The organism is Gramella jeungdoensis (assembly GCF_023805255.1).
GTDB lineage: Bacteria > Bacteroidota > Bacteroidia > Flavobacteriales > Flavobacteriaceae > Christiangramia > Christiangramia jeungdoensis.
On sequence record NZ_JAMSCK010000004.1, the window covers coordinates 281,104 to 302,628 of the forward strand.

A 21,525-nucleotide genomic window follows, 5' to 3' on the forward strand; every position below is an offset into this window, starting at 1 on the left:
TTACTTTTTCCTTTTGCCTAGGAAAAAGTCCAGAGAGTACTTTCCGGGGCCTGAAAACAGAAGAAGGATAAACCCAAACATATATAATAATGGCAATTCCTGTTTTCCGAAACCATCGGGCATATGCACTACCAGGGCGGCAACTCCCATGGTGATAATGAGAGGAATAGCAGCAATTCTGGTAAGGAAGCCAAAAATTATTAAAACCGAACAAAAGAATTCGGCAAAAACAGCAAAGGTAAAAGTAAAGGTTTGTCCAAAACCTAAGGGGTCTCCAAAGGTTATCTCCTCTATACCAAAGAACCTTGTGAATTTAGAAAATCCGTGAGTGAGCATAAGTCCTGCAATTGCCACTCTGAATATTAACAATCCAAAATCCAGGCTTCGAAGATCAAGATTAGTTGTGTAAGTATTTTTCATAATAGAAATTATTTAAGAATAAAAGATAGAAAAGTTTTTCTGATTGTTAAGTGAATTGGAGTAGAAGGATCCTTAAAAGTAAAATTAGTAACTCAAATAATCCGGTTTTAAAAAAGCCATGAATTTTTCAACCAATCATTAAAAATGTTTTTTATCGATTTTTTATGCCTTTCATCTATTTTTTGTTTTATATTTATAATTACTTAATTTTAAGTATGTTTAATAGCCTAAGGTTTTTTATTCCTGCCTGCTTATTTTTTCTAATATCATTTTCCGGAATTAGTCAAAGAAGTGCTACAGCGTCCTTTACTGCGACGGTTACAATAATTGATCCTATTGAGATACAGGCAACCTCTGATATGAACTTCGCGAGCATCGATGCCCGGAATGGTGGGACAGTAACATTAAATCCTGATAATACCCGTTCTAGTTCTGGAGATGTCCTTCTGGACAACACTTCAGGGGTTTCTGCTGCAACTTTTGAAATCAAAGGACAAAGCGGATATTCTTTTGATCTTTGTCTACCAGAAGGAGATTTTGTTCTGGTCAATGGACCTGAAAATATTACGATTAAAGATTTTACCTCAGATTTGAAAACTCAAACCCTGCTAGCCGGCACACAGATGATAAGACTGGGTGCTACCCTGGAAATTGCACCAAACCAGAGACCTGGAGTGTATTCTTCCCCCGCTCCCATTGAGGTTACGGTAAACTATAATTAAATTCTTACAGAAGGACTTTAGAGTTGAATTAAATTACCTACATCACTTTTTAAGGTAATATACACTTCCTAATAAAATATTAATTACTGTATTTCAACGATTATATAAAGTTGGTTATCGAGTTTTTTTGATTAGATCACTCCTTCACCCCATCTTTACTGCGCTAAATTGATCTATTAAAACCTACTCTACTATGAAAAATTTTACTTTTTTACTATTAGCTTTTTTTACTGCCAACTGTTTTGCTCAAAGTTCAGCATCTGGAACTGCTACCGTTAATGCAGAAATTGTAAGTCCCATAAGCATTACCTCTTCAGGTTCTCTAAATTTTGGGAAAATCGCTCAGGATGCAACTGCCGGTAATGTGATTATAGATGCCGCAGGAACCAGCAGAACCTTTGACAATTCCAATATGGAAATAAGCACTAGTACTTTTACAGTCCCTACTTTTACGGTAACCAGGGCGACCGGAATGAGATATGGGGTAACCACATCCGGTGACGTTCTACAGACTGCAGGCGGCGATACCATGACGCTTAATAATATAACTACAAGTCTTTCATCGACTTCAGGTCTTGCTGACTCAAGTTTTACCGTTGGAGGAACTCTACAGGTTGGTGCAAATCAGGCAACTGGCACTTATACCGGCGATGTGACGGTGACGGTTACTTACGAATAGACAGAATATAGAATATTATAAAGTAACGCCGTCCTGTTACGGCGGCGTTATTTGTTTAGTCAACAGTAATCTTTAACCGGTAAATTATGAAGAATTCTCTTCTTGTTGTACTCGTATGTTTCTGTTCTGGGATTTATGCCCAATCGTCTTCTTCAACTTCGGTTAACAGTACGGCGGTGATCGTTGAGCCTATAGAGATCACAAAAAATGTAGACCTGCATTTTGGAAATGTGATTAGTGGTTATAATCCCGGTACACTCATATTGTCTCCTGAAGGAAGCAGGACAGCTTTTGGAGTGCAACTATCTCCCGCCAATCCCGGTGAAGTAAGTGCCGCCGAAGCTGTGGTTAAACATGGGAATTATAATTACTCGATCACCCTGCCAGAGAATTTTACTTTATTCAACGAGGCTAATCCAAATCAGTTCCTGGTTATAGACCGTTTTACGGTAGAGCCGGAGATAACTGGAAACGATACCGATATTTTAAAGATAGGTGCTACTTTAAATCTTGAAGCAAATCAGCCACCTGGTTTTTATACCAATTCATCAGGATTCAATGTCACTGTGACCTATAATTGACCATTTCAAACTTTCAAATGATTTGATTTAAATCTACCCCAATGAAAATAGCTCCCCCCTACCTGCTAACTCTTATTTTTTTATTCATTTTTCAATCAGTCTTCGCGCAGGGAGATCTGATGATCATGCCCAAGCGTCTGGTTTTTGACGGCTCTGAAAGGTCTCAGGAAATAAGCCTGGCAAATACGGGAAATGATTCCGCTACCTACGCTATTTCATTCCTTCAGTATAAGATGAAGGAAGACGGAAGTTTTGAACAGATTACCGAACCTGAAGACGGACAAAGATTTGCCGATAATTTTCTCAGATATTATCCCCGCAGGGTTAGCCTTGCACCAAACGAAGCACAGACCGTGAGACTTCAGCTTACAAGAACAGGAGAAATGAACGAAGGAGAATACAGGTCACACCTTTATTTCAGGGCTGTGGAAGAACAAACTGCACTGGGTAGTGAAGAGACCAAAGAGAATGACGGCAATATTTCGATTAACATTAAAACCGTATTTGGAATCAGTATTCCGGTGATCATCAGGAAAGGAACATCTACCACCAAAGTAGACTTAACCAATGTTTCCTTTGACTCCGATAACAAGATTATTTCCCTGGATATTGAGAGAGAAGGAAATATGTCGGTTTATGGAAATTTACAGGTTGAACATCATTCTGAAAATATTGTTAGCTCTGAGGTAGGAGTTGTTAAGGGGGTAGCAGTATATACTCCAAATGAGAAGCGACATTTTTCTTTTCAACTTCAGAATCCGGAAAATATCGAGCTAAAAAAAGGAAAGCTTGTTATTAGCTATAGAACCGACAAAGGAAAAGTATTAGCCACAACATCATACGATCTGGAATAAAAAATGCCCTTTGCCCCACTAAAAAAATCATTCTTTTTCATAATCTGCTTTTTAAACTTATTGCAGGTTTGGGGACAGACAGATGGTACCATTTCAGGTAGCCATACCATCCCTGTGGGAACCACCGAAGAATATAATAACCTCTACCTCGACAATAATAATAGCGACCTTGTTGTAAATGGAACTCTTATCGTTCATGGAGATCTTATTATGAGCGGGAATAAGGCGCAGTTCTCAATGGGGGATTCTGCTTTTGTTCTGGTGTATGGGAATTTTGAAGCTTCAAACCTCGTAAATGTTTCAGTCTCCAGTTATCTTATTATTCAGGGAAATTTTATAAGAAACTCGGGATCTAGCCAGGGTACCCTGGATATCAGTGAAGGCAATATTTATATTTTTGGAGAAGTAGACGGATGGCCGGCAGATTTCACTACCTGTCCCGATTATGACGGAAGTACAGAGACCAGAACTACCGATAATTGTGACTTCGGAACCGAGGAAGACCTGGAAGATAACATAGAGAGTTTTCCTCCCGAATATACAGAAAAACTGAATTGCTACAATGTGGAAGATCCTACCGATGAGTCAGCCTGTATTGGTGATTCTGTGACCTTTTCAGTGAATGATATAGTGGGTGTAAATTATCAATGGCAGTTAAAGCCTACTTCTGGAACAGACTATACTGATATTGGAACTAATTCTTCGTCCATTACTCTTCCCGATGTAACCACGAGTATGTCGGGTAACCTGTACAGGGTTGTGGTAAGAAACCAGGATACAACCGCCGCAGGTTGTAAGCTTACTGTCTCCAACCCGGCAAGCCTTACCGTTAAAACGAACAATGAATGGACAGGATCTATAAACTCGGACTGGAATACCGCAGAAAACTGGCTTTGTAATTATATTCCTAATCTGACTTCAGATATAATTATTCCCTCTGGGCTGGCTAACTACCCGGTTCTTAATACAGGTGATGCTGGAAAAGTGAAGGATCTTATTTTAGAAACCGGGGCCAGCATCCAAATTATTAATAACACGCTGGAGATAGCTGGAAATATTACCAGTTCTGGTTCCGTTGATTCCGCTTCCGGAAAAATAAAAATGAGCGGGACAGCTGCACAGAGTATTCCATCCAATCTGTTCCTTAATAATAGAATTGAAGACCTGGAGATCAATAATGCTAATGGGGTCACTTCAAATGCTGTTGTTGAGCTTACCGGTTCTTTAAAAGTTACTGTGGGCACCTTTTATACGAATAATAATTTCACGCTGGTTTCTGATAGTATACAAACCGGCCTCATTGATGGTTCGGGGAATGGAGAAGTTATTGGCCAAGTTAAGATGCAGAGATATATAAATCCTGCGTTTGGCTATAAATACATTAGTTCTCCTTTCAGCAATTCCACCGTAGGAGATTTTTCAGCATATATAAACCTGTCATCAGGTTTTCCTCTTATTTATAGATATGATGAAAACCGAAAGGATTCTAATAATAATGATACCTCAGGCTGGGAAGCTTATACAAATACTGCATCTGCCCTGAATATTATGGAAGGCTATGCGGTTAATTTAGGTAGTGCCTCAACTCCGATTACCATTGAGCTAAGCGGGACGGTAAATAATGGTGACTATCAGAAGAACCTGATAAACCATAACGGAAAGTATACCAAAGGTTTTCACCTGGTTGGAAATCCATACCCCTCTCCTATCGACTGGAATTCCGCGTCGGGATGGACAAAGAACAACGTTGACGATGCTGTATATTTCTTCAGGGCCGATGTAATTGACCAGTACACCGGTACTTATTCTTCGTTTGTAAATGGAATTTCCAGCAGTGATGGTAATAGCTCCAATATAATTCCCTCCATGCAGGGCTTCTTTGTGCATGTTAGCGATCCGTCAACAGGTATATATCCTTCAAGTGGAACTTTAGGGATGACAAATGAAGTAAGGGTCAACGATTTTGGCCAGCAGTTCATTAAAGCAACCAGCACACCGAAAGAGCTGATTCGTATCTCTGCTTCGCTTAATGAAAATAGTGCCAGGGATGAAATGGTGATCTATTTTGACCAATCGGCTTCTGTTAATTTTGAAAAGGAAAAGGATGCCTTGAAACTTCTTAATACCAATTATGAGGTGCCTAATCTATACACCATTACCCCCGAAGGAAAAGAACTTTCGATCAATGCAATTTCCAGCTCCATGATCAAGAGTTCAGAAAAGGTCCCGTTGGGTCTACTAGTTGAAAAGGAAGGCATGATGACAATTAGCCTTCAGGAAATACAGAATCTGTCAGCAAATCTGAAAATCTACCTTATTGATGAGGAAAAAGCCACTTATGTAAACCTTAACGAAGAGGATTATAAGTTCCACACCGGGAAAGCTGAATATGATTCTCGTTTCTACCTTTCTTTTAGCACGGCCGGATTACCCGAAATAGAGATATTTCAGGAGCCTTTTAGCCTGATGAATACAGGACAGGAGATCGGAATAAAAATGAACCTGCAGGAAAAGGAAAGTGGTCTTTTAATGATCTGTAACATCGCGGGACAGTTAATAGATGTGAGAAAAGTACAAGGAAAGGAAGACATAAATATTCAGGGAATAAAGAGTAACGGCGTTTACATGGTAAGCTATATCTCAGGGAACAGAAAATTCTCAAAAAAAGTCCTGGTCAAAAAATGATAAGAAGATGAAGAATCTCCAAGAAATCATCCTGCTATTTTTCCTGTGCCTTTTAGGGAATTACGGAATGACAGCCCAGGAAAACCCACCTATTCCGGTACAGGTAGAAGTAAATACTGCACAGTTTCTGAATTTTGGAGCTTTTACTGTTGGAGATGCCGGGGGAACTGTAAGCGTTGACCATAACGGAACAAGAACCTGGACGGGCGATGTAACCCTGCTTAACAATGGCACGGTCTCTCCTGCCCTTTATGATGTGTACGCAAATCCCGGCACCATCATAAACATTACCCATCCCGCTTCGTTCGAGCTCACAGGAACCAGCGGCCAGAAGATCAGTCTTGAAATAAACAGTTATAGTACCGGTAATACATTCATAAGCACTCAAAACCCAACGATCCCTAATTCGGTCTATATAGGGGGAACTCTTATTCTGGGGAGTTCTTCGGCTAATGGACCAGGTAATTATAGTGGTACAATAAATATCACCTTCAATCAGCAATAAAGAATACCTCCCGGCTAAATGAGCTTGATTTTTAAAGACAGATATTCAAATTATTTTTTCGGTATCAGTCTGGTGCTTATGTTCTTCAGTGGATTCGTTGCTAAAGCACAGGAATTAAATGACTATGATGAGCTTATAGTGGATCTATCTGCTCCAAGGATCGGGATGATCGAGATGCCTATTGCAATTAAAGGGCAATCTGCATTTATCTCGGTGACCGATCTCTTTAATGCTTTTGCAATAAAAAATGAATATGATTCCACCAGGCAGAAAATCAGTGGGTTCATCATTTCTCCTGATGCAACATATACCATAGATCCGGCGGGCAATCAGATTATTTATAAAAACGAATCCTACACCATTTCAGATGACGACTTTATAAAAACCCCTACCACACTTTATTTAAGGTCTGATCTTTTCGGAAGCATCTTCGGACTGTATACAAATTTCAGCTTCAGAAGACTTTCTTTAGATCTGAAAACAGATCTTGATCTGCCCATTTTCAAAAAGTTAAGGCAGGAAGAGTTAAGAAGCAACCTGAATGAAGTTAAGGGCATTGTAGAACCAGACACGATAATAGAAAGAAAATATCCTTTCTTTAAAGGAGGGATGCTGGATTGGGGCGTGGTAACAACTCAGCAAACCAATGGTATGGACGATAACCGGTTTAACCTGGGATTGGGAACCATGATCGCCGGTGGGGAGACCAATGTGCTTTTGAATTATTCCAGCCGGGTTCCTTTTACTTCAAGAAACCAGTTCTATCAATGGCGATATGTAAATAACGACAGTAAACTTTTTAAACAGGTAACCGCCGGTAAAATCTTCACCGGGGCAACATCCTCCCTGTTTGCACCGGTTGTTGGGGTGCAGTTTAGCAATACGCCTTTACTTAACCGAAGGTCTTACGGAACGTATATACTGAATGATTATACTGAACCCAGATGGACGGTAGAGCTTTATGTGAACAATGTACTTGTGGATTACACGCAGGCCGATGCCTCCGGTTTTTATAGTTTTGAGGTTCCGTTAATGTACGGGAATACTAATGTAGACCTAAGGTTTTATGGCCCTTATGGCGAAGAGCGAACCGAAGCGAGAGTGATCAATATTCCATATACATTCATTCCGAAAAATGAGCTCCAGTACACTTTAAGCGCAGGGGTCGTAGAAGATGACGATAATCGTAGATTTTCCAGGTTTGCCCTGAATTACGGACTTTCCAATAGTATTACTTTTGGTGGTGGAGTGGAATATCTTTCAGAAGTGAGCAGCGGTGAGGTAATGCCTTTTGTTAATACCTCGGTTAAACTTGCACCTAACCTACTGCTTTCAGCCGAATATAATTACGGGGTAAAGGGTGAAGGACTTTTAAGTTATCGTACTCCATCCAGTATGCAATTCGATCTTAATTATACCAAATATCATAAAGATCAAACGGCAATAAATTATAATTACCTGGAGGAGCGGGAATTCAGCTTTTCATCTCCTATCAGAAGTCGGGCTTTCTCTGCATTTACACGGTTTAGCGTGAACCAGATCATTCTCCCGACCACGGAGTTCACCACGGCTCAGCTTCTACTGTCGGGTGTTCTTTTTGGGGTAAGCACCAATCTTACCACCTATGCTATTTACAATGATCGCGTTAAAGACCCAACGATATACAGCAGCATTGCCCAGACCTACAGGTTGCCCTATCAGGTCTTATTCTCACCCCAAATTCAATACGATCTCGGTGATCAGGCTGTAAGAAATATTAACCTTGAACTGGAAAGAGTAATCTTTGACCGTGGTTTTCTAAACCTGTCTTATGAGAACAATTTCCTAAGGAATGCATATACCTTCGAAATTGGACTAAGATATACATTCAATTTTGCTCAAACCGCGCTTACTTCCAGAATTGGAAACAGGAATTCCTCCTTTATCCAGTCAGCCCGCGGAAGTCTTCGATATGATGATAATGTGGGTTACCTGGGATCAAGTAACCGTCCCGGGGTTGCCCGTGGCGGAATTACCCTTATTCCATTCCTCGATTTAAATGAGAATGGAAAACAGGATCTAATGGAACCCGGTGTGCCAGGTCTTGAACTAAAATCAAATCCAGGCATTCTTACCTATAATAAGGAAAAGACCATTCTAAGGATAAATGACCTGCAGCCATATACAAATCTGTTCATAGAGATCGAACCTACCAGTCTGGACAATATTGCATGGAATATTGAGAATACCCGTATTTCCCTGGAAACAGTGCCTAACCAGTATAAGGCTGTCTATATTCCTGTAAATGTGATGGGAGAAGTTTCAGGTTTTGTTTATCTAAAAGATGAAAAAGGGACTCATGGTCAGGGAAGGATCCTGGTAAATATCTATGACGAAAATGCTAAAAAGGTGAAAAGTATTCTAACAGAAGGAGACGGATATTTCAATTACCTGGGTTTAAACCCCGGGATATACACGGCTGAAGTTGATAAAGACCAACTGGAAGACCTGAATTTTAAAAGCTCTCCTCCCAGCCTGAGTTTCGAAATAGAGATGAGCGAATATGGTGATATTGTAGATGATATTGAGTTTACGCTGAAAGCATCAGGAACCGAATAAGATCAGTAGGATATTTTGAGGATCTTTAAACGTCTGACTTCTTTGCCTAAATTAAATTGGGCGACTTCCTCCAGCTTTTTGCCGGTAATAGCCCTTGCAAGAGGTGCTACGAATGCGATCTTTTTCTTTTTAATATCGGCTTCATCCACTCCAACGATTTGAAATTCCTGCTTCTGCCCAGAGTCAAGATTTTCCAACTCAACCTTTGCTCCAAATCTAACTTCATCCTCAGGCTGATCCGCAGGTTTTAATAACCGGGCTGTATTTAACCTTTCGGTTAGTAAATTTATCTTTCCATCGATCAAAGCCTGGGTTCTTCTCTTTTCAGTATCATTTTCTGCCACAATATTTGCACGTTCCTGTTCCAGTTGCATCATCTCAGCCTTTAGGTCTTCAAGTCCTGCGGGCGTAACATAATTGGTCTCACCTGCCGGCAAGGCGGCTCTGGGCGGTATCAATGGTGGTTCTTCCTGGTCTCCCTCCTTTACAAATCCTCTGCTCATAATTTGCAGTTTAATGAGTAATCTATGAAATTTAATAGAAATTACTGAAACGACCTTTTGCCTAAGATCATAAATATTTCTGAAAGCTTATTACGCTGTTTGGCAAAGAACTATTTTTAGTAGTTTAATATTAATTATGAGCCTGGAAATAATCATATTGTTTGCAATAATTGTGATTGTGATATTTCTTTTTTCTCTGGAAGTATTTCCTGTAGATAAGATCGCTTTCTTCATTATGGTTAGTCTTCTACTAACAAATCTTGTTAGTCCTGAAGAGGCCATTTCAGGTTTTTCAAGCCCTGCAACCATTACCGTTCTGGCCCTTATGATCATTGCCATTGGTCTCGAGGATAACGGCGTGATAGACTGGCTAACAGGCGGATTAAAGAAGCTCAGAGGTTTACCTCTTTTCTTAATGGTTCCGGTTTTTATGTTCATCGCAGGAGGCATTTCGGCTTTTATTAATACCACCGCAGTTGTCCTGGTGTTTGTAAAGATAATTAATGAACTCTCGGTTAGATACGATATCCCGAACTCTAAGCTTCTTCTTCCTATTTCTTATGCCGGGATCATTGGGGGTAGCTGTACTTTGATGGGAACTTCAACAAACCTTATTGTTAATGCGGAGTCTGTAAAAAGAGGAGTGGAACGCTTTGATTTCTTTGAATTTACATGGTTTGGCGGAATATTCCTGGTAATCACTATAACAATTGTGAGTTTTATGGTAAAGTTTCTACCTAGGAGTAAAAAGACTGATTTGGCCGCAGATTATGATCTGGATGAATTTATTACGAAAGTAATCGTTCCAAAAGGATCAGAACTAATCGGAAAGAGCCTGGAAGAAGTATTCGAACAAAAGGAAGATGAAATTGAAGTAGTAAGGTTAAAAAGAGAGAGCGTTATAAATGACCATCCGGGAAAATATACAACTTTAAAAGAAGGTGACCAGTTGCTTTTAAGATGTAGTATGGAGCAGCTCATCAAATTAAAAGAAACTAAAGACCTTACCATAATAAAAGACTCAGAGTACGAGGTGACATCTCCGGCCGATAAGGAGGCTGAAAGTATTGAAGAGAACATCCAGGTGGTAGAGATCCTGATGCTTCCTAATTCACCATTAATAGGTAAAAGTATTAAGACCGTAGGCTGGTATGACCTTCATGGCGCAATGCCTTTAGCTATTAGAAAAAGAAGGAGTTTCAGGAATCCGGGGCGAAGGATTTTTGACAGGAAATCCGATGAGATTGAGCTAAGGGTTGGCGACCGATTGCTGGTAGAAGTTACCGAAAATGCGATGGAACAGTTAAAAAAAATGGATAACATCAGTATCTTACAGGAGTACCAGGATATCGATGTTTCCACCAAATTAAAGAGAAATCTTTCATTTGGGATATTGCTGGTGGTGATTGGACTTTCAGCATTTTCTATTTTTCCTATTCTCAAAAGCGCATTGATCGGTTGCTTTCTAATGATCTTTTTAAAGTGTATAGATCTGGGTAAAATCTATTCGCAGGTGAACTGGCAGATCATTTTCCTCCTTGCCGGTATGATACCACTAGGTGTGGCTATGAATAATACCGGAGCTGATCAATGGTTATCGGAACACCTATTAAGATTATTTGATGACAAATCAGATTTTATAATTATTGGCCTGTTATTCTTTGTGACCATGTTCTTAAGCGGATTTGTTTCTAACAATGCAACTGCGATCATTATTACCCCAATAGCGATCACCATTGCCGCGAATCTAAAAATGGATCCCAAGCCTTTTATCCTAGCTGTCCTGTTTGCATCAAATTTCAGCTTTTTCACCCCTGTAGGTTACCAGACAAATACTATTATTTATGGGATGGGTATCTACAGGTTTAAGCATTTCTTTATAATTGGTGGAGTTCTTTCTATCGTTTTATGGATCACGGCGACCATTCTGCTTTCAGGACAGTTATAAAATGGTATTTTTGAAAAAAATTCAATGTCAAGAGTACTTGTTATAGGTTATGTATGGCCTGAGCCCACTTCTTCGGCTGCGGGTACGCGTATGATGCAGCTACTGAAATTCTTTAGAAACGATGGCTATGAGGTTCTATTTTCTACTACCACCCGGGAAACCGAAAACAAAGCCGATCTTGATTCGATAGGAATAAGAACGGAAAAAATAAAGCTGAACGATCCTGAATTTGATAAACTGCTGGAAGAATTTCAGCCAGATATGGTTCTGTTCGATCGGTTTATGATGGAAGAACAGTTTGGGTGGCGGGTCGATAATATGTGTCCGAAAGCCATAAAAATACTGGATACCGAAGATCTTCACTTTCTTCGGAAAGCTCGCGAGATTGCCTATAAAAAGAATGAAAAGGCTGAGAAAATTTATTTTAATTCAGATCTTACCAAAAGAGAAATTGCGGCGATCTATCGCTGTGATCTAAGCCTTATTATTTCGGAAGCAGAGATGAAACTGCTTCTTTCTGAATTCAGAATCCCAAAAGAAATTCTGCTTTACCTTCCTTATTTAATTGAGAATATCTCGGAAAGTGAATATAAGGATTTGCCAGATTTTGAAGAGCGTAATGATTTTATAAGTATCGGTAATTTTTTACATGAGCCCAACTGGAATGCGGTATTATATATAAAGGAAAAAATATGGCCACAAATACGAAAGAAATTACCCGAAGCGAAAATGCAGATTTACGGAGCATATGCTACCGAAAAGGTCTATAATCTACATGATGAGAAATCGGGTTTTATAGTAAATGGTCAGGCCGAAGATTCTTCAGAAGTGATGCAAAAAGCAAGGATTTGCCTGGCTCCTATCCGGTTCGGAGCCGGATTAAAAGGCAAGCTCATCGAAGCTATGCAGAATGGAACTCCATCAGTCACAACCAGCATTGGTGCTGAAGGTATAAATTCTGAATTATCCTGGAATGGTTTTATTGCAGATTCTGAGAATGAATTTATCGCCAGGGCCGTTGAGCTCTATTCTGAAAAAAACCTTTGGAGACAGAAACAAATTACGGGCTTTGAGATCATCAACTCGCGTTTCAGCAAAGAGCAATTTGAAAGTAACTTAAAAAGCCGACTGGAAGAGATAAAAAACAATATTGTAGCTCACAGGCGCATGAATTTTACAGGAGAAATGCTAAAACATCATCTGCATAAAAGCACCTATTTCATGTCGAGGTTCATCGAAGAAAAGAATCGTAACAGAAATTAAAAAAACCGCCGGTAGATAAAGCTTCCCGACGGTTTTTCACTACACAAAAAACAGTTTAACTAAATTTTACACAAACCACTAAACTGATTTAACCAAATTAACCTCAAATAATTTTTCATTCAATTTTCTCAATACCTCGATCTTATGTTTGGTATCTACTAAAAGGGAAATGTTGTTGTTACTTCCACCGTAAGAGATCATTCTCACTGGCACATCCTGTAGGATCTCAAACAATCTGGAGGTTCCTTTATCTTCTATAAGCCCCTCTCCTACCACACAAATGATACTATGGCTGTAATCAACGCTTATTTCTCCATATTGCTCCAGTTCAGAAATTATAAGTTCAAGGTTACGTACATCATCAATAGTCAATGAAATAGCGATCTCTGAAGTGGTGATCATATCGATGGCGGTCTCATACTTATCAAAGACCTCGAATATCTTTTTCAGAAATCCGTGTGCCATTAGCATACGGTTAGATTTGATTTTTATCGCAGTAATATCATCTTTAGCTGAAATTGCCTTAAGCCCCTTTTTTTCTGCCAGGGCACTGATACAAGTCCCATCGGCATCGGGTGTAAAGGTGTTCTTCAGATATACGGGAATGTTCTTTCCGATTATCGGTGAAATGGTCTGGGGATGAAGGATTTTGGCACCAAAATAAGCAAGCTCTGCAGCCTCTTCAAAACTAAGCTGTGCCACAGCATGAGTATTATCTACAAAGCGGGGATCATTATTGTGTAAACCACTGATGTCTGTCCAGATCTGAATTTCTGAAGCTCTGATGGCGGCTCCCAGGATGGTTGCTGTATAATCGCTACCTCCTCTTTTCAGGGTACTTACTTTATTATTTCTGTCCAGTCGAACAAAGCCCTGTGTTATGAAGATATCATTCGCTTCAGAATTTTTCAGTGCATCATTCAAAAGCTCTCCCACATAACCGGTATCCGGATTTTCCAGGTTTGAAATATGCATGAAATCCCTGGCATCCAGTAAAGTGTTTCCTATATTTTCCTCTTTCAGATAAGAACTGAAAATAAAAGTTAAAAGACTTTCACCATTGGTCAGGATCCTGGCCTCCAGTTCATCAGTCCAGCTTTCGCTGCAACTCGCCTGCAAAATTTCAAGCTGAGCAGCTATAACCGATTTGATCTCCTTCCTGGCAGAAGAACTTTCAACAAGTTCATCTATTAATTCAAAATGTTTCTCCCGTAAGGCTCTTATATTTTCAAAAATCACATTAACCTTTCCGGTTTGCACGGCGGCGGAGATCTCCACCAACTGATTCGTAACACCAGACATTGCTGATAGCACAAGCAGTTTAGACCCAGAACGGGTAGAAATAATGTTTTTTACATTTCTGATACTCGCAGCAGATCCTACAGAAGTACCTCCAAATTTTAATACTTTCATAACCAGTAAATTCCGGGTGCATAGATATCATGAAACAAAAATCAGGCAAAAATTATATCTCATTTTATATACATTTGTACAAAATGTTTAATAATTAACAATGAAGACGATCACTACCTGTGTACATGACATTATAAGGCATCAACCATTTCTGGATGACGCTATAGCAAGAGATATTGTAAACTTCAGCGGGCTTGCCGCCGATATTCAGCCACAAGTAGAAAAGGAAATGAGGAAACCTGTAAAACAGGGCAGCATCATTATGGCCTTACGGAGATATGCCCCAAGCCGGACAAAAATCAATATGCGCAGTTTAAGAGAAATGGGAGATATCATTGTTAGATCGGGCATTACCGAATATACTTTTTTGAATTCCAAAACAATCATCTCAAATAAAGCCCGGCTGCTTGAGGCGGTTAAAGACCAGACAGGAGTTTATCTTAACTATTCAAGTAACTACCAGGAAAGTAATATTCTTGTTTCTTCTACACTTACAGATCTGGTTGAAAAATGTTTCAGGAATGAGGTAAGAGTATCTGTAAAAGATGAACTGTCCTCTATTACAATCGCCCTGCCACAAAACAGCTCACAAACAGTAGGACTATATTTTTACATTTTTAAGCTACTGGCTTATGAAGGTATTCCTGTTTTTGAAATGATCTCTACCTCCAATTATTTTGCTCTTTTTCTGGAGAAAGAATATGTGAACAAAGCCTTTTTACTTATGAATGAGATCAAACAATAATTTACCAGTATTCATAATAAACACCAACCATAGCTATGATGGTAAGTAATATGATAACCGCTATTGCAATGTAGATGCTTTTGTTTTTCCCTTTTTGAAATCTCTGTAGAATCTCAATAGGTGACTCCTTATCTTCTTTTTCTATGTTCACCATAATTTTGGTTGGTTTGGAAAACGGGCACTAATATACTAAAAATCAATATCTTAAAAGGAATGGAATTTAAAGTTTTCCTAATATTCTTAGGTCAAAATACCTTAGTTGCTATTTTTAAAAAGTAAATATGAAAGTATGAAAAGTATTTTGAGAGCCCTGCTGGCCGGCTGGGGAGCAAAGAAACTTGGCAGCGGATGCGGTTGCGTAGGAATTATAGTTGTTTTTATAATACTATGGATCCTTCTGGGCTATCTGGGTCTTTCCTGATTAATTATAATCATTTATTAGTGTGCTCCATTCCATGGTCTTCAATGTTTTTACAAGAATCGGGTTAATTTGTTTTAGAAGCTCAGAATCCCTGGGAAACGCATAACTGTAGTAATCCTTTTTAAGGCTGTGCCCGAGAATTTCAAGATCATCTGACAAATTCTGCCTTTGGATTTCATATTTCAAAATAGGCTCATCATATACGAAAAGAGCGGTTTCTTTATTTAGAAGCGCCTCAATACCGGCTCTACCATTCTTCACCAGATTAGTTTCAATCCTGTACAAATCCATCAATTCCTGTGAACTGGAACTGCTAACTGTGGTAACATCAAATCTTTCCAGGTCCTGTATTCCAGTAATTTCATCATTTATACTGCTTACGGTAAGTGAAGAAGCGATCCCTGCCGTAAAACTTGAAATAATGATCACAGCCATAAACATCCAGATAAGCCCAATTATCCTTCCACCCGTGGTTCGGGGTGATTTATCTCCATAGCCAACCGTGGTCATGGTTACGGCACTCCACCAAAAACCCTGCATTATTCCTTTAAATTTACCTCCAAACTCTTCGTGATTCTTCCTTCTTTCAAATAGCCACACCAGGAAACCAAAAATGAATATGACAAATAATAGAAGGAATACCACAGAAAAGAAATCCCAGCTAAAAAAATTCTTCAGATGCTTCAGAAGGCTCGATTCCTGGCGTTTAGCCACGCTGGTATGTGAGATGAAATAAGGTTGGGAAAAATCCATTATTTTCATTCGCTGATCGGTAACCGTTATCGGATTCACGCTCAGGTCAATTTCTCCTGTTTCGAGAGCATTCAGTAAGCTTTGAAGGTCTTCATATTCCTTGAATTCATATTCGGCCTGCAGCTCTTCATTTACAAGTTTCCATGATGCTATACTTAATCCCGAATACCCATTAGGCTGTTTTTCAACGAAAGGAGGGGTTTCTGTTATACCTATTATTAATTTACCATCTTCTGGCAAAGTATCATTCTGAGATATACCATTTTGTGCGATTAGGAAAATTAATATGAGAAAAAGAAAACGTGGAGTATAAAGCATTAGGTTATAATTTATAAGACCCGAAAATATAATATTTAGTAATTAAACTAAAATCACTTTTTTGTAGTGTCTTTTTTGAAGATATAAGCCATATTAACCTTTTTCCTTCCAAATTTCCTTGCACGGGTAATATCCTCGCCCATATAAATATCTATACGAGTTCTCCAGCGATAGTGCATTTTGTCCTTCACAAGGAAAATACTATCAAAACCTTCGATCTTAACCTTAGAATTATGCTCCAGCCCCATTCTGATAAGGTCACGGGAAACCGCAATGGCATTCATTCCTGGTTTAAGGGTATCACCCCAGGCGGTAATCCTGGGGTCATCCTCTGTTTGATAGTGAACCGAATTGTATGCAGTAGCGGTAACACAAATGGTATCCCAGTCAACTTCAGGTCCTTTATCCTTAATCCTTTTGCATGCGGGTAAAATGATCAGAATTAACAACGCAATACATAACTTAAAGAAATAAGTGCTTATTAGGTTATGAAATTTCTGGCATGATCGCATAAATATCTATAAGGTGAAACCATCAGGATAATCTCGTTTTACAAACCGGTTAGCCTCATCGAAGTTTGTTACTTTCATATTTTCAGCATCCCAGAGCATTTTTATATCCCTTCCAGGATAGTAGATCTCTTTTTCACCTTTCTCATTCTTTCTACTCTTTTGAATATCATATCCTCTTATAGCAAGATTTGCTATCAAAAGAGTTTCGGTTAAAGGACCCGCGATTTCAAAAGGTGAACTCAGTTGTTTATTACCATAACCGGCTATGGCACCTTCTACCCACTGTGCATAATGCCCATCGGTTCCGCCCGGGACACGCTCGTATTTTTGAGGTACATTTACTTCATCGGTTTTGGAAGTTGGTAGTAACCTCGGGTTAGCTCCATAAGTTCCACACATCATCTTTCCTTTAGAACCAATAATAAGAGCTCCATTTCCTCCGTCTCCAAAAGTTTCATCGGGACCAAGTTCTTCCGGTCGCATGGGTTTTATTCCACCGTCCATCCAGTGAAGTGTTATATCTTCAGAATTCTCTTCTTTGCCATCAAATTTCATAATCACATGACTTGAAGGCGGACAGGATTCCGGGAAATAACCTCTTTTAAACTCATCAACATATACGCTACCCACGCTGCATTCCACTTCTTTTGGATATTTCAGGCCGAGTACGCTAAAAGGAGGTTCAATTAAGTGGCACCCCATATCTCCTAAGGCTCCGGTACCATAATCCCACCATCCACGCCAGTTGAAGGGTACCAGGCCGTCAACATATTCTTTATAAGGAGCTGTGCCAAGCCATAATTTCCAGTCGAGTTCAGAAGGTATAGGTGAAGATTTTTTAGGCCATGGAATACCTTGGGGCCAGACTGGCCTGTTAGTCCAGACGTAAACTTCATTAACTTCGCCTATAAGTCCGGCATCGTACCATTCTTTCATTTTTCTAACTCCGTCACCCGAAGCGCCCTGGTTACCCATTTGAGTGACAACCTTATACCTGTCGGCCGCCTCTGTGAGTTTACGGGCCTCGTATATATCGTGAGTAAGTGGTTTTTGAACATATACATGTTTACCCAGTTCCATGGCGGCCATGGTCTGTACTGCATGGTTATGATCTGGAGTTGAAACCGACACGGCATCGAAATTCTTTGATTCCTTTTCAATCAATTCTCTATAGTCCTTGTAATATTTAGCTTTCGGAAATCTTTTTCTTGAAGTGGCTGCACGACGATCGTCCACATCACATAAAAAGGCGATTTCGGCCTTTCCACTTTCATAAAAACTCTGGATATCACTTTGTCCCTTCCCACCTACACCAATACCGGCGATTAAAAGTTTATCACTAGGAGCAACATATCCCGGGCCTCCAAGGACATATCTGGGAACAATGGTGAATGCTCCTCCTACAATTGCCGATTTTTTGATAAAATCCCGACGGGAATCCTTGGCTGAGTCTTTAAAAGTGGTTTTTTTCATGAATAAAAGAAATTTAAGTTTTTGAGACAATTAATAAGAAGTCCCAATTTAAATAAAATATGACAAAATGTATCATAATCGGATAATCTGTCGGGTTATTTGGGTTTCGGCAGGATACTTGTACATTTGCAGCTTTAAATGGCTGAAAATGAATTTACAGCCGAAATTTTAATAGAAAATATATTTTTATGAGTCAAGTAAAGCAAAATGACACCGTTAAGGTACATTACACAGGGAAGTTAGAAGACGGCCAGGTTTTCGATAGTTCAGTGCAACGAGGAGAACCAATAGAGTTTACTCTTGGTCAGGGTCAACTTATCCCAGGTTTTGAGAAAGGCCTTATCGATATGGAAGTAAATGAAAAAAAGACCATCAGTATACCAAAAGATGAAGCATATGGAGATCCTAAAGCTGAGCTTATCCAGGAAGTTGAAAAGAGTCAGTTACCTGAAGAGCTTAAGCCGGAAGTAGGAATGCCTTTAGTTTCTAAAGGACCTGACGGCCGTGAGATCAATCTAGTTGTTAGTGAAGTGAAGGATGACAGTATCGTAGTAGATGCTAATCACCCGCTAGCAGGAAAAGATCTTATTTTTGATCTTGAAGTAATTGAGATCAAATAATTTCAATTATATAGCAATAGGAAAGCCCGGAATAATACTCCGGGCTTTTTTTATGGATAAACGCCATGTTTTAGGTTAAGATTTTTATAATTCTTTTCTCCTTTTAGCCTTCATTAGTAACTTAGATAGCAATCACTAAAAATTAAATTATGAAAAGAAAAGGATCTGCTATATGGAATGGCTCGCTAAAGGAAGGAAATGGTACGGTAAGTCTTGAAAGCGGTGTACTTAAGGATGCTCAGTATTCGTTTAAGTCCCGTTTTGAAAACGGAAAAGGCACAAACCCGGAAGAACTGGTAGGAGCGGCACATGCGGGATGCTTTAGCATGCAGCTTTCGGCATTTTTGAGCGAAGAAGGTTTTGAACCCGATAAGATTGAAACCACTTCTGAAATCACTTTTGAAGATGGAACAGTAAAGCGTTCTCATCTTATTCTTACTGGTACCGTTCCAGGCATTGATAAGGATAAGTTTGAGGAGATCGCCAACAAAGCAAAAGAAAAATGCCCAATCTCCAGACTTCTTAAAGCCGAGATCACTCTGGAATACGATCTTAAATAGATAAAAATCATCTTGACTCAATTTTGGAAAGCCTCAACTCTGGGGCTTTTCCTTTTTTAAAAGTTCACTCAGGCCAGAAAAAACTATAGATTTTATTTCGGGAGACATCATTTCATTCTGAACCCATGCCTGATTCACTTCAATCTCAATACCCAGGTAATCTCGCGGAAATAGCTTTCTCAGCGAAGTAGTAAATCCATCCGCCTTTCCTAAATATGGATAGTTGAATCGAACTCTTATCTCAGGTTTTTGAAGTTTTATTTGTGTTTTAAAATCCCTGCAAAATTGTTTTTCCTCTATTTTCCCGGGGTCATATAATAAACCTATATCACAATCTCTTTTTACGCCGTTTAATACCGGAGTAAAACTATGAATTGATAAATGCAGGACTTTCACTCCAGATCTAACATATTTTGTGATCTCATCCTGGATTATTTGCCTGTAGGGGTAATAATACGATTTAAGAATATTTTCTTTTTCCTCTTTATCGAGACCAGTCGAAAACCGGGAAAACAATTTCCTGTGGTGCGCAGACCGGTTAGTTTCTACAAGTAATCTGCCAACAAGCTGAGCCTTACTGAAATCGGCAAGATCTTCAAGTTCTTTGAAGAGATCAAAAGCTCCGGCATCGTATGCCTCATGTGTTCGTAATATTCCAGGATCATTTTCGAACAGTCTCCTGTATGGTTCAGGAATGTTGGAAACTGCATGTTCACAGGTTAAAATGACTTTCATGGCCTGAACATCCTGTTACTTTCAAGGCATTCACCTAACTTGGAGTAAACCTTAATAATATTTTCTGGGGCAAAGTCATTACGAAGAGCTTTTAAAATCCTACTGGCCAGGCTTCCATTCTGTAGAATAAATTCAATATGTTTCCTGTGATTTTCGCTTAGCTCCTCTCCTACCAGACTATAAAGTTTTTTCCAGATCGTCCTTACATCACTGGCCTTATCCAGGTCGAATACAGCCAGGTACATCTTATTCGTGATAAGCGTATTCTCAGCATCTTTAATCACTTCATCAAAGATCTCAAAAAGATCATCTTCATGCCAGCTTTTCTGGTCTTCGATAGAAACCAGTTCTTCTCCAACCAGCAATTTCAATGCTTCAACGATAAAAGCCGCAATGGCGATATCTGCCGAAGGATTCTCTTGAATATCAATAATGCGAATTTCAATGGCATTCCTATCAAATCTGGAAATAGCTCCCCTCGAATTTAAAAAATGATGGTCGAGTAAATTTTCATTATCATAAGGCTTGATTGCTGTTGTTATCGGTTCAAAAATAGTCCTATAATAGGCATCCTTTGTGAAGACCTGTTCTGGAATCACCTTTCCCGTCATTTGGGGAATTTCCTTCTGATTGGTCTTGTAGTAATGCATACGGGTATCCTTGAACCCTGTGTATTTTGCGTCCAGAACTGGAGAACTGGCTGCGAGCCCAGGAATTATAGGTAAAATTAAACGTACTGCTGCATGTAATTTTTCAAATTCAGCATCATCATAAAATGGCAGGTTTATATGCATGCTCTGCACATTGCTCCATCCATGGCCTTTACAGTCGAAAATCCGGTTATAAAGAGCATATATTTTGGAGTAATGATGTTTCCATAAATGTGTCTCGGTATGCGGATCCATTAAAGGATGTGAGGCTCCGGGAAGTAGACAAGTGTCAAATTCTGTCAAGAGCGTATTGATTTCCTTTACGTTCTCTAAAAACAAATCCTCCAGGTTCTCCAGATTTTCAGCAGGACCAATAGTCTTGAGCTCCACAACATGAGCTACCAGTTCATTGCTCCATTCAATCTTTCCGTTTTCCACATCAGAGGTTAGAGAACCGTTCTTTTTGGTAAGTAATTTATCGACAATGGGATTTACCTTAAGATCTGAATTACGAACAAGCATGTACTCAAGTTCTATCCCGTAAACTTCAAAAAGATGATATGCCAT

At 39.3% G+C, this 21,525-nt stretch carries 22 protein-coding genes; 13 read left to right on the forward strand and 9 right to left on the reverse strand.

All coding sequences use genetic code 11. The features are described from left to right. Positions 1-420 (reverse strand): DoxX family protein, encoded by a 420-nt coding sequence (locus NE848_RS12205; protein ID WP_252113961.1) that lies wholly within the window; start codon positions 418-420, stop codon positions 1-3. 215 nt (positions 421-635) lie between these two features. On the opposite strand from NE848_RS12205, the gene NE848_RS12210 reads away from it, so the two are divergent. The 7 genes from NE848_RS12210 to NE848_RS12240 all read left to right on the forward strand — a co-directional run bounded on the left by NE848_RS12210 (position 636) and on the right by NE848_RS12240 (position 9,044). Continuing rightward, positions 636-1,142 (forward strand): DUF4402 domain-containing protein, encoded by a 507-nt coding sequence (locus tag NE848_RS12210; RefSeq protein ID WP_252113963.1) that lies wholly within the window; start codon positions 636-638, stop codon positions 1,140-1,142. 193 nt (positions 1,143-1,335) lie between these two features. Further along, positions 1,336-1,821, forward strand: coding sequence for a DUF4402 domain-containing protein (locus NE848_RS12215; RefSeq protein ID WP_252113965.1), 486 nt, complete (start codon positions 1,336-1,338; stop codon positions 1,819-1,821). 86 nt (positions 1,822-1,907) lie between these two features. Continuing rightward, a complete protein-coding gene (locus NE848_RS12220) occupies positions 1,908-2,402 on the forward strand; it encodes a DUF4402 domain-containing protein (RefSeq protein WP_252113967.1) in 495 nt (164 codons plus the stop codon). A gap of 41 nt (positions 2,403-2,443) precedes the next feature. After that, positions 2,444-3,256: a fimbrial biogenesis chaperone gene (locus NE848_RS12225; protein WP_252113969.1), complete on the forward strand. Its 813-nt coding sequence runs from the start codon at positions 2,444-2,446 to the stop codon at positions 3,254-3,256. A 60-nt stretch (positions 3,257-3,316) separates the two neighbouring features. Next, complete coding sequence (locus NE848_RS12230) at positions 3,317-5,941, forward strand: T9SS type A sorting domain-containing protein (RefSeq protein WP_252113971.1); 2,625 nt, start codon at positions 3,317-3,319, stop codon at positions 5,939-5,941. Between the two features lie 7 nt (positions 5,942-5,948). Continuing rightward, positions 5,949-6,446: a DUF4402 domain-containing protein gene (locus NE848_RS12235; protein WP_252113973.1), complete on the forward strand. Its 498-nt coding sequence runs from the start codon at positions 5,949-5,951 to the stop codon at positions 6,444-6,446. Positions 6,447-6,464: 18 nt separating this feature from the next. Next, entirely contained in the window at positions 6,465-9,044 is a 2,580-nt protein-coding gene (locus tag NE848_RS12240) for a fimbria/pilus outer membrane usher protein (RefSeq protein WP_252113975.1), read from the forward strand. Positions 9,045-9,046: 2 nt separating this feature from the next. On the opposite strand, the gene NE848_RS12245 is transcribed toward NE848_RS12240, so the two are convergent. After that, positions 9,047-9,547, reverse strand: a complete 501-nt coding sequence (locus NE848_RS12245; RefSeq protein ID WP_252113977.1) for a GreA/GreB family elongation factor — start codon at positions 9,545-9,547, stop codon at positions 9,047-9,049. Between the two features lie 136 nt (positions 9,548-9,683). On the opposite strand from NE848_RS12245, the gene NE848_RS12250 reads away from it, so the two are divergent. Together NE848_RS12250 and NE848_RS12255 are read left to right on the forward strand one after the other, a co-directional pair. After that, positions 9,684-11,495, forward strand: a complete 1,812-nt coding sequence (locus tag NE848_RS12250; RefSeq protein WP_252113979.1) for a sodium:proton antiporter — start codon at positions 9,684-9,686, stop codon at positions 11,493-11,495. A gap of 24 nt (positions 11,496-11,519) precedes the next feature. Beyond that, entirely contained in the window at positions 11,520-12,758 is a 1,239-nt protein-coding gene (locus NE848_RS12255) for a glycosyltransferase family 4 protein (RefSeq protein WP_252113981.1), read from the forward strand. Between the two features lie 78 nt (positions 12,759-12,836). Here the strand turns inward: NE848_RS12255 and NE848_RS12260 are convergent, their stop codons facing one another. Then, positions 12,837-14,171 (reverse strand): aspartate kinase, encoded by a 1,335-nt coding sequence (locus NE848_RS12260; RefSeq protein ID WP_252113983.1) that lies wholly within the window; start codon positions 14,169-14,171, stop codon positions 12,837-12,839. Positions 14,172-14,271: 100 nt separating this feature from the next. On the opposite strand from NE848_RS12260, the gene NE848_RS12265 reads away from it, so the two are divergent. After that, the gene (locus NE848_RS12265; protein WP_252113985.1) at positions 14,272-14,916 is read left to right on the forward strand and encodes a hypothetical protein; all 645 of its coding nucleotides are present in this window, start codon (positions 14,272-14,274) and stop codon (positions 14,914-14,916) included. Position 14,917: 1 nt separating this feature from the next. Here NE848_RS12265 and NE848_RS12270 read toward each other — a convergent pair whose 3' ends face one another. Beyond that, positions 14,918-15,070, reverse strand: coding sequence for a hypothetical protein (locus NE848_RS12270; RefSeq protein ID WP_252113987.1), 153 nt, complete (start codon positions 15,068-15,070; stop codon positions 14,918-14,920). 135 nt (positions 15,071-15,205) lie between these two features. On the opposite strand from NE848_RS12270, the gene NE848_RS17305 reads away from it, so the two are divergent. Further along, on the forward strand, positions 15,206-15,337 hold the full coding sequence (locus NE848_RS17305; protein WP_279344051.1) for a hypothetical protein: 132 nt from the start codon (positions 15,206-15,208) through the stop codon (positions 15,335-15,337). On the opposite strand, the gene NE848_RS12275 is transcribed toward NE848_RS17305, so the two are convergent. The 3 genes from NE848_RS12275 to NE848_RS12285 all read right to left on the reverse strand — a co-directional run bounded on the left by NE848_RS12275 (position 15,338) and on the right by NE848_RS12285 (position 18,393). Continuing rightward, positions 15,338-16,408, reverse strand: coding sequence for a transporter substrate-binding domain-containing protein (locus tag NE848_RS12275; protein ID WP_252113989.1), 1,071 nt, complete (start codon positions 16,406-16,408; stop codon positions 15,338-15,340). Positions 16,409-16,461: 53 nt separating this feature from the next. Then, positions 16,462-16,857 (reverse strand): 3D domain-containing protein, encoded by a 396-nt coding sequence (locus tag NE848_RS12280; RefSeq protein ID WP_279344052.1) that lies wholly within the window; start codon positions 16,855-16,857, stop codon positions 16,462-16,464. 69 nt (positions 16,858-16,926) lie between these two features. Further along, positions 16,927-18,393 carry a Gfo/Idh/MocA family protein gene (locus NE848_RS12285; protein ID WP_252113991.1) on the reverse strand — a complete coding sequence of 489 codons (1,467 nt, stop codon included), beginning with the start codon at positions 18,391-18,393 and terminating at the stop codon, positions 16,927-16,929. A 188-nt stretch (positions 18,394-18,581) separates the two neighbouring features. Between NE848_RS12285 and NE848_RS12290 the strand changes: the two genes are divergently transcribed. Continuing rightward, entirely contained in the window at positions 18,582-19,013 is a 432-nt protein-coding gene (locus NE848_RS12290; RefSeq protein ID WP_252113993.1) for an FKBP-type peptidyl-prolyl cis-trans isomerase, read from the forward strand. A gap of 149 nt (positions 19,014-19,162) precedes the next feature. Then, positions 19,163-19,573, forward strand: coding sequence for an OsmC family protein (locus tag NE848_RS12295; RefSeq protein ID WP_252113996.1), 411 nt, complete (start codon positions 19,163-19,165; stop codon positions 19,571-19,573). A 33-nt stretch (positions 19,574-19,606) separates the two neighbouring features. On the opposite strand, the gene NE848_RS12300 is transcribed toward NE848_RS12295, so the two are convergent. After that, on the reverse strand, positions 19,607-20,308 hold the full coding sequence (locus NE848_RS12300) for an N-formylglutamate amidohydrolase (RefSeq protein WP_252113998.1): 702 nt from the start codon (positions 20,306-20,308) through the stop codon (positions 19,607-19,609). Further along, positions 20,305-21,525, reverse strand: coding sequence for a glutamate-cysteine ligase family protein (locus NE848_RS12305; protein ID WP_252114000.1), 1,221 nt, complete (start codon positions 21,523-21,525; stop codon positions 20,305-20,307). Before NE848_RS12305 ends, NE848_RS12300 begins: the two co-directional genes overlap by 4 nt.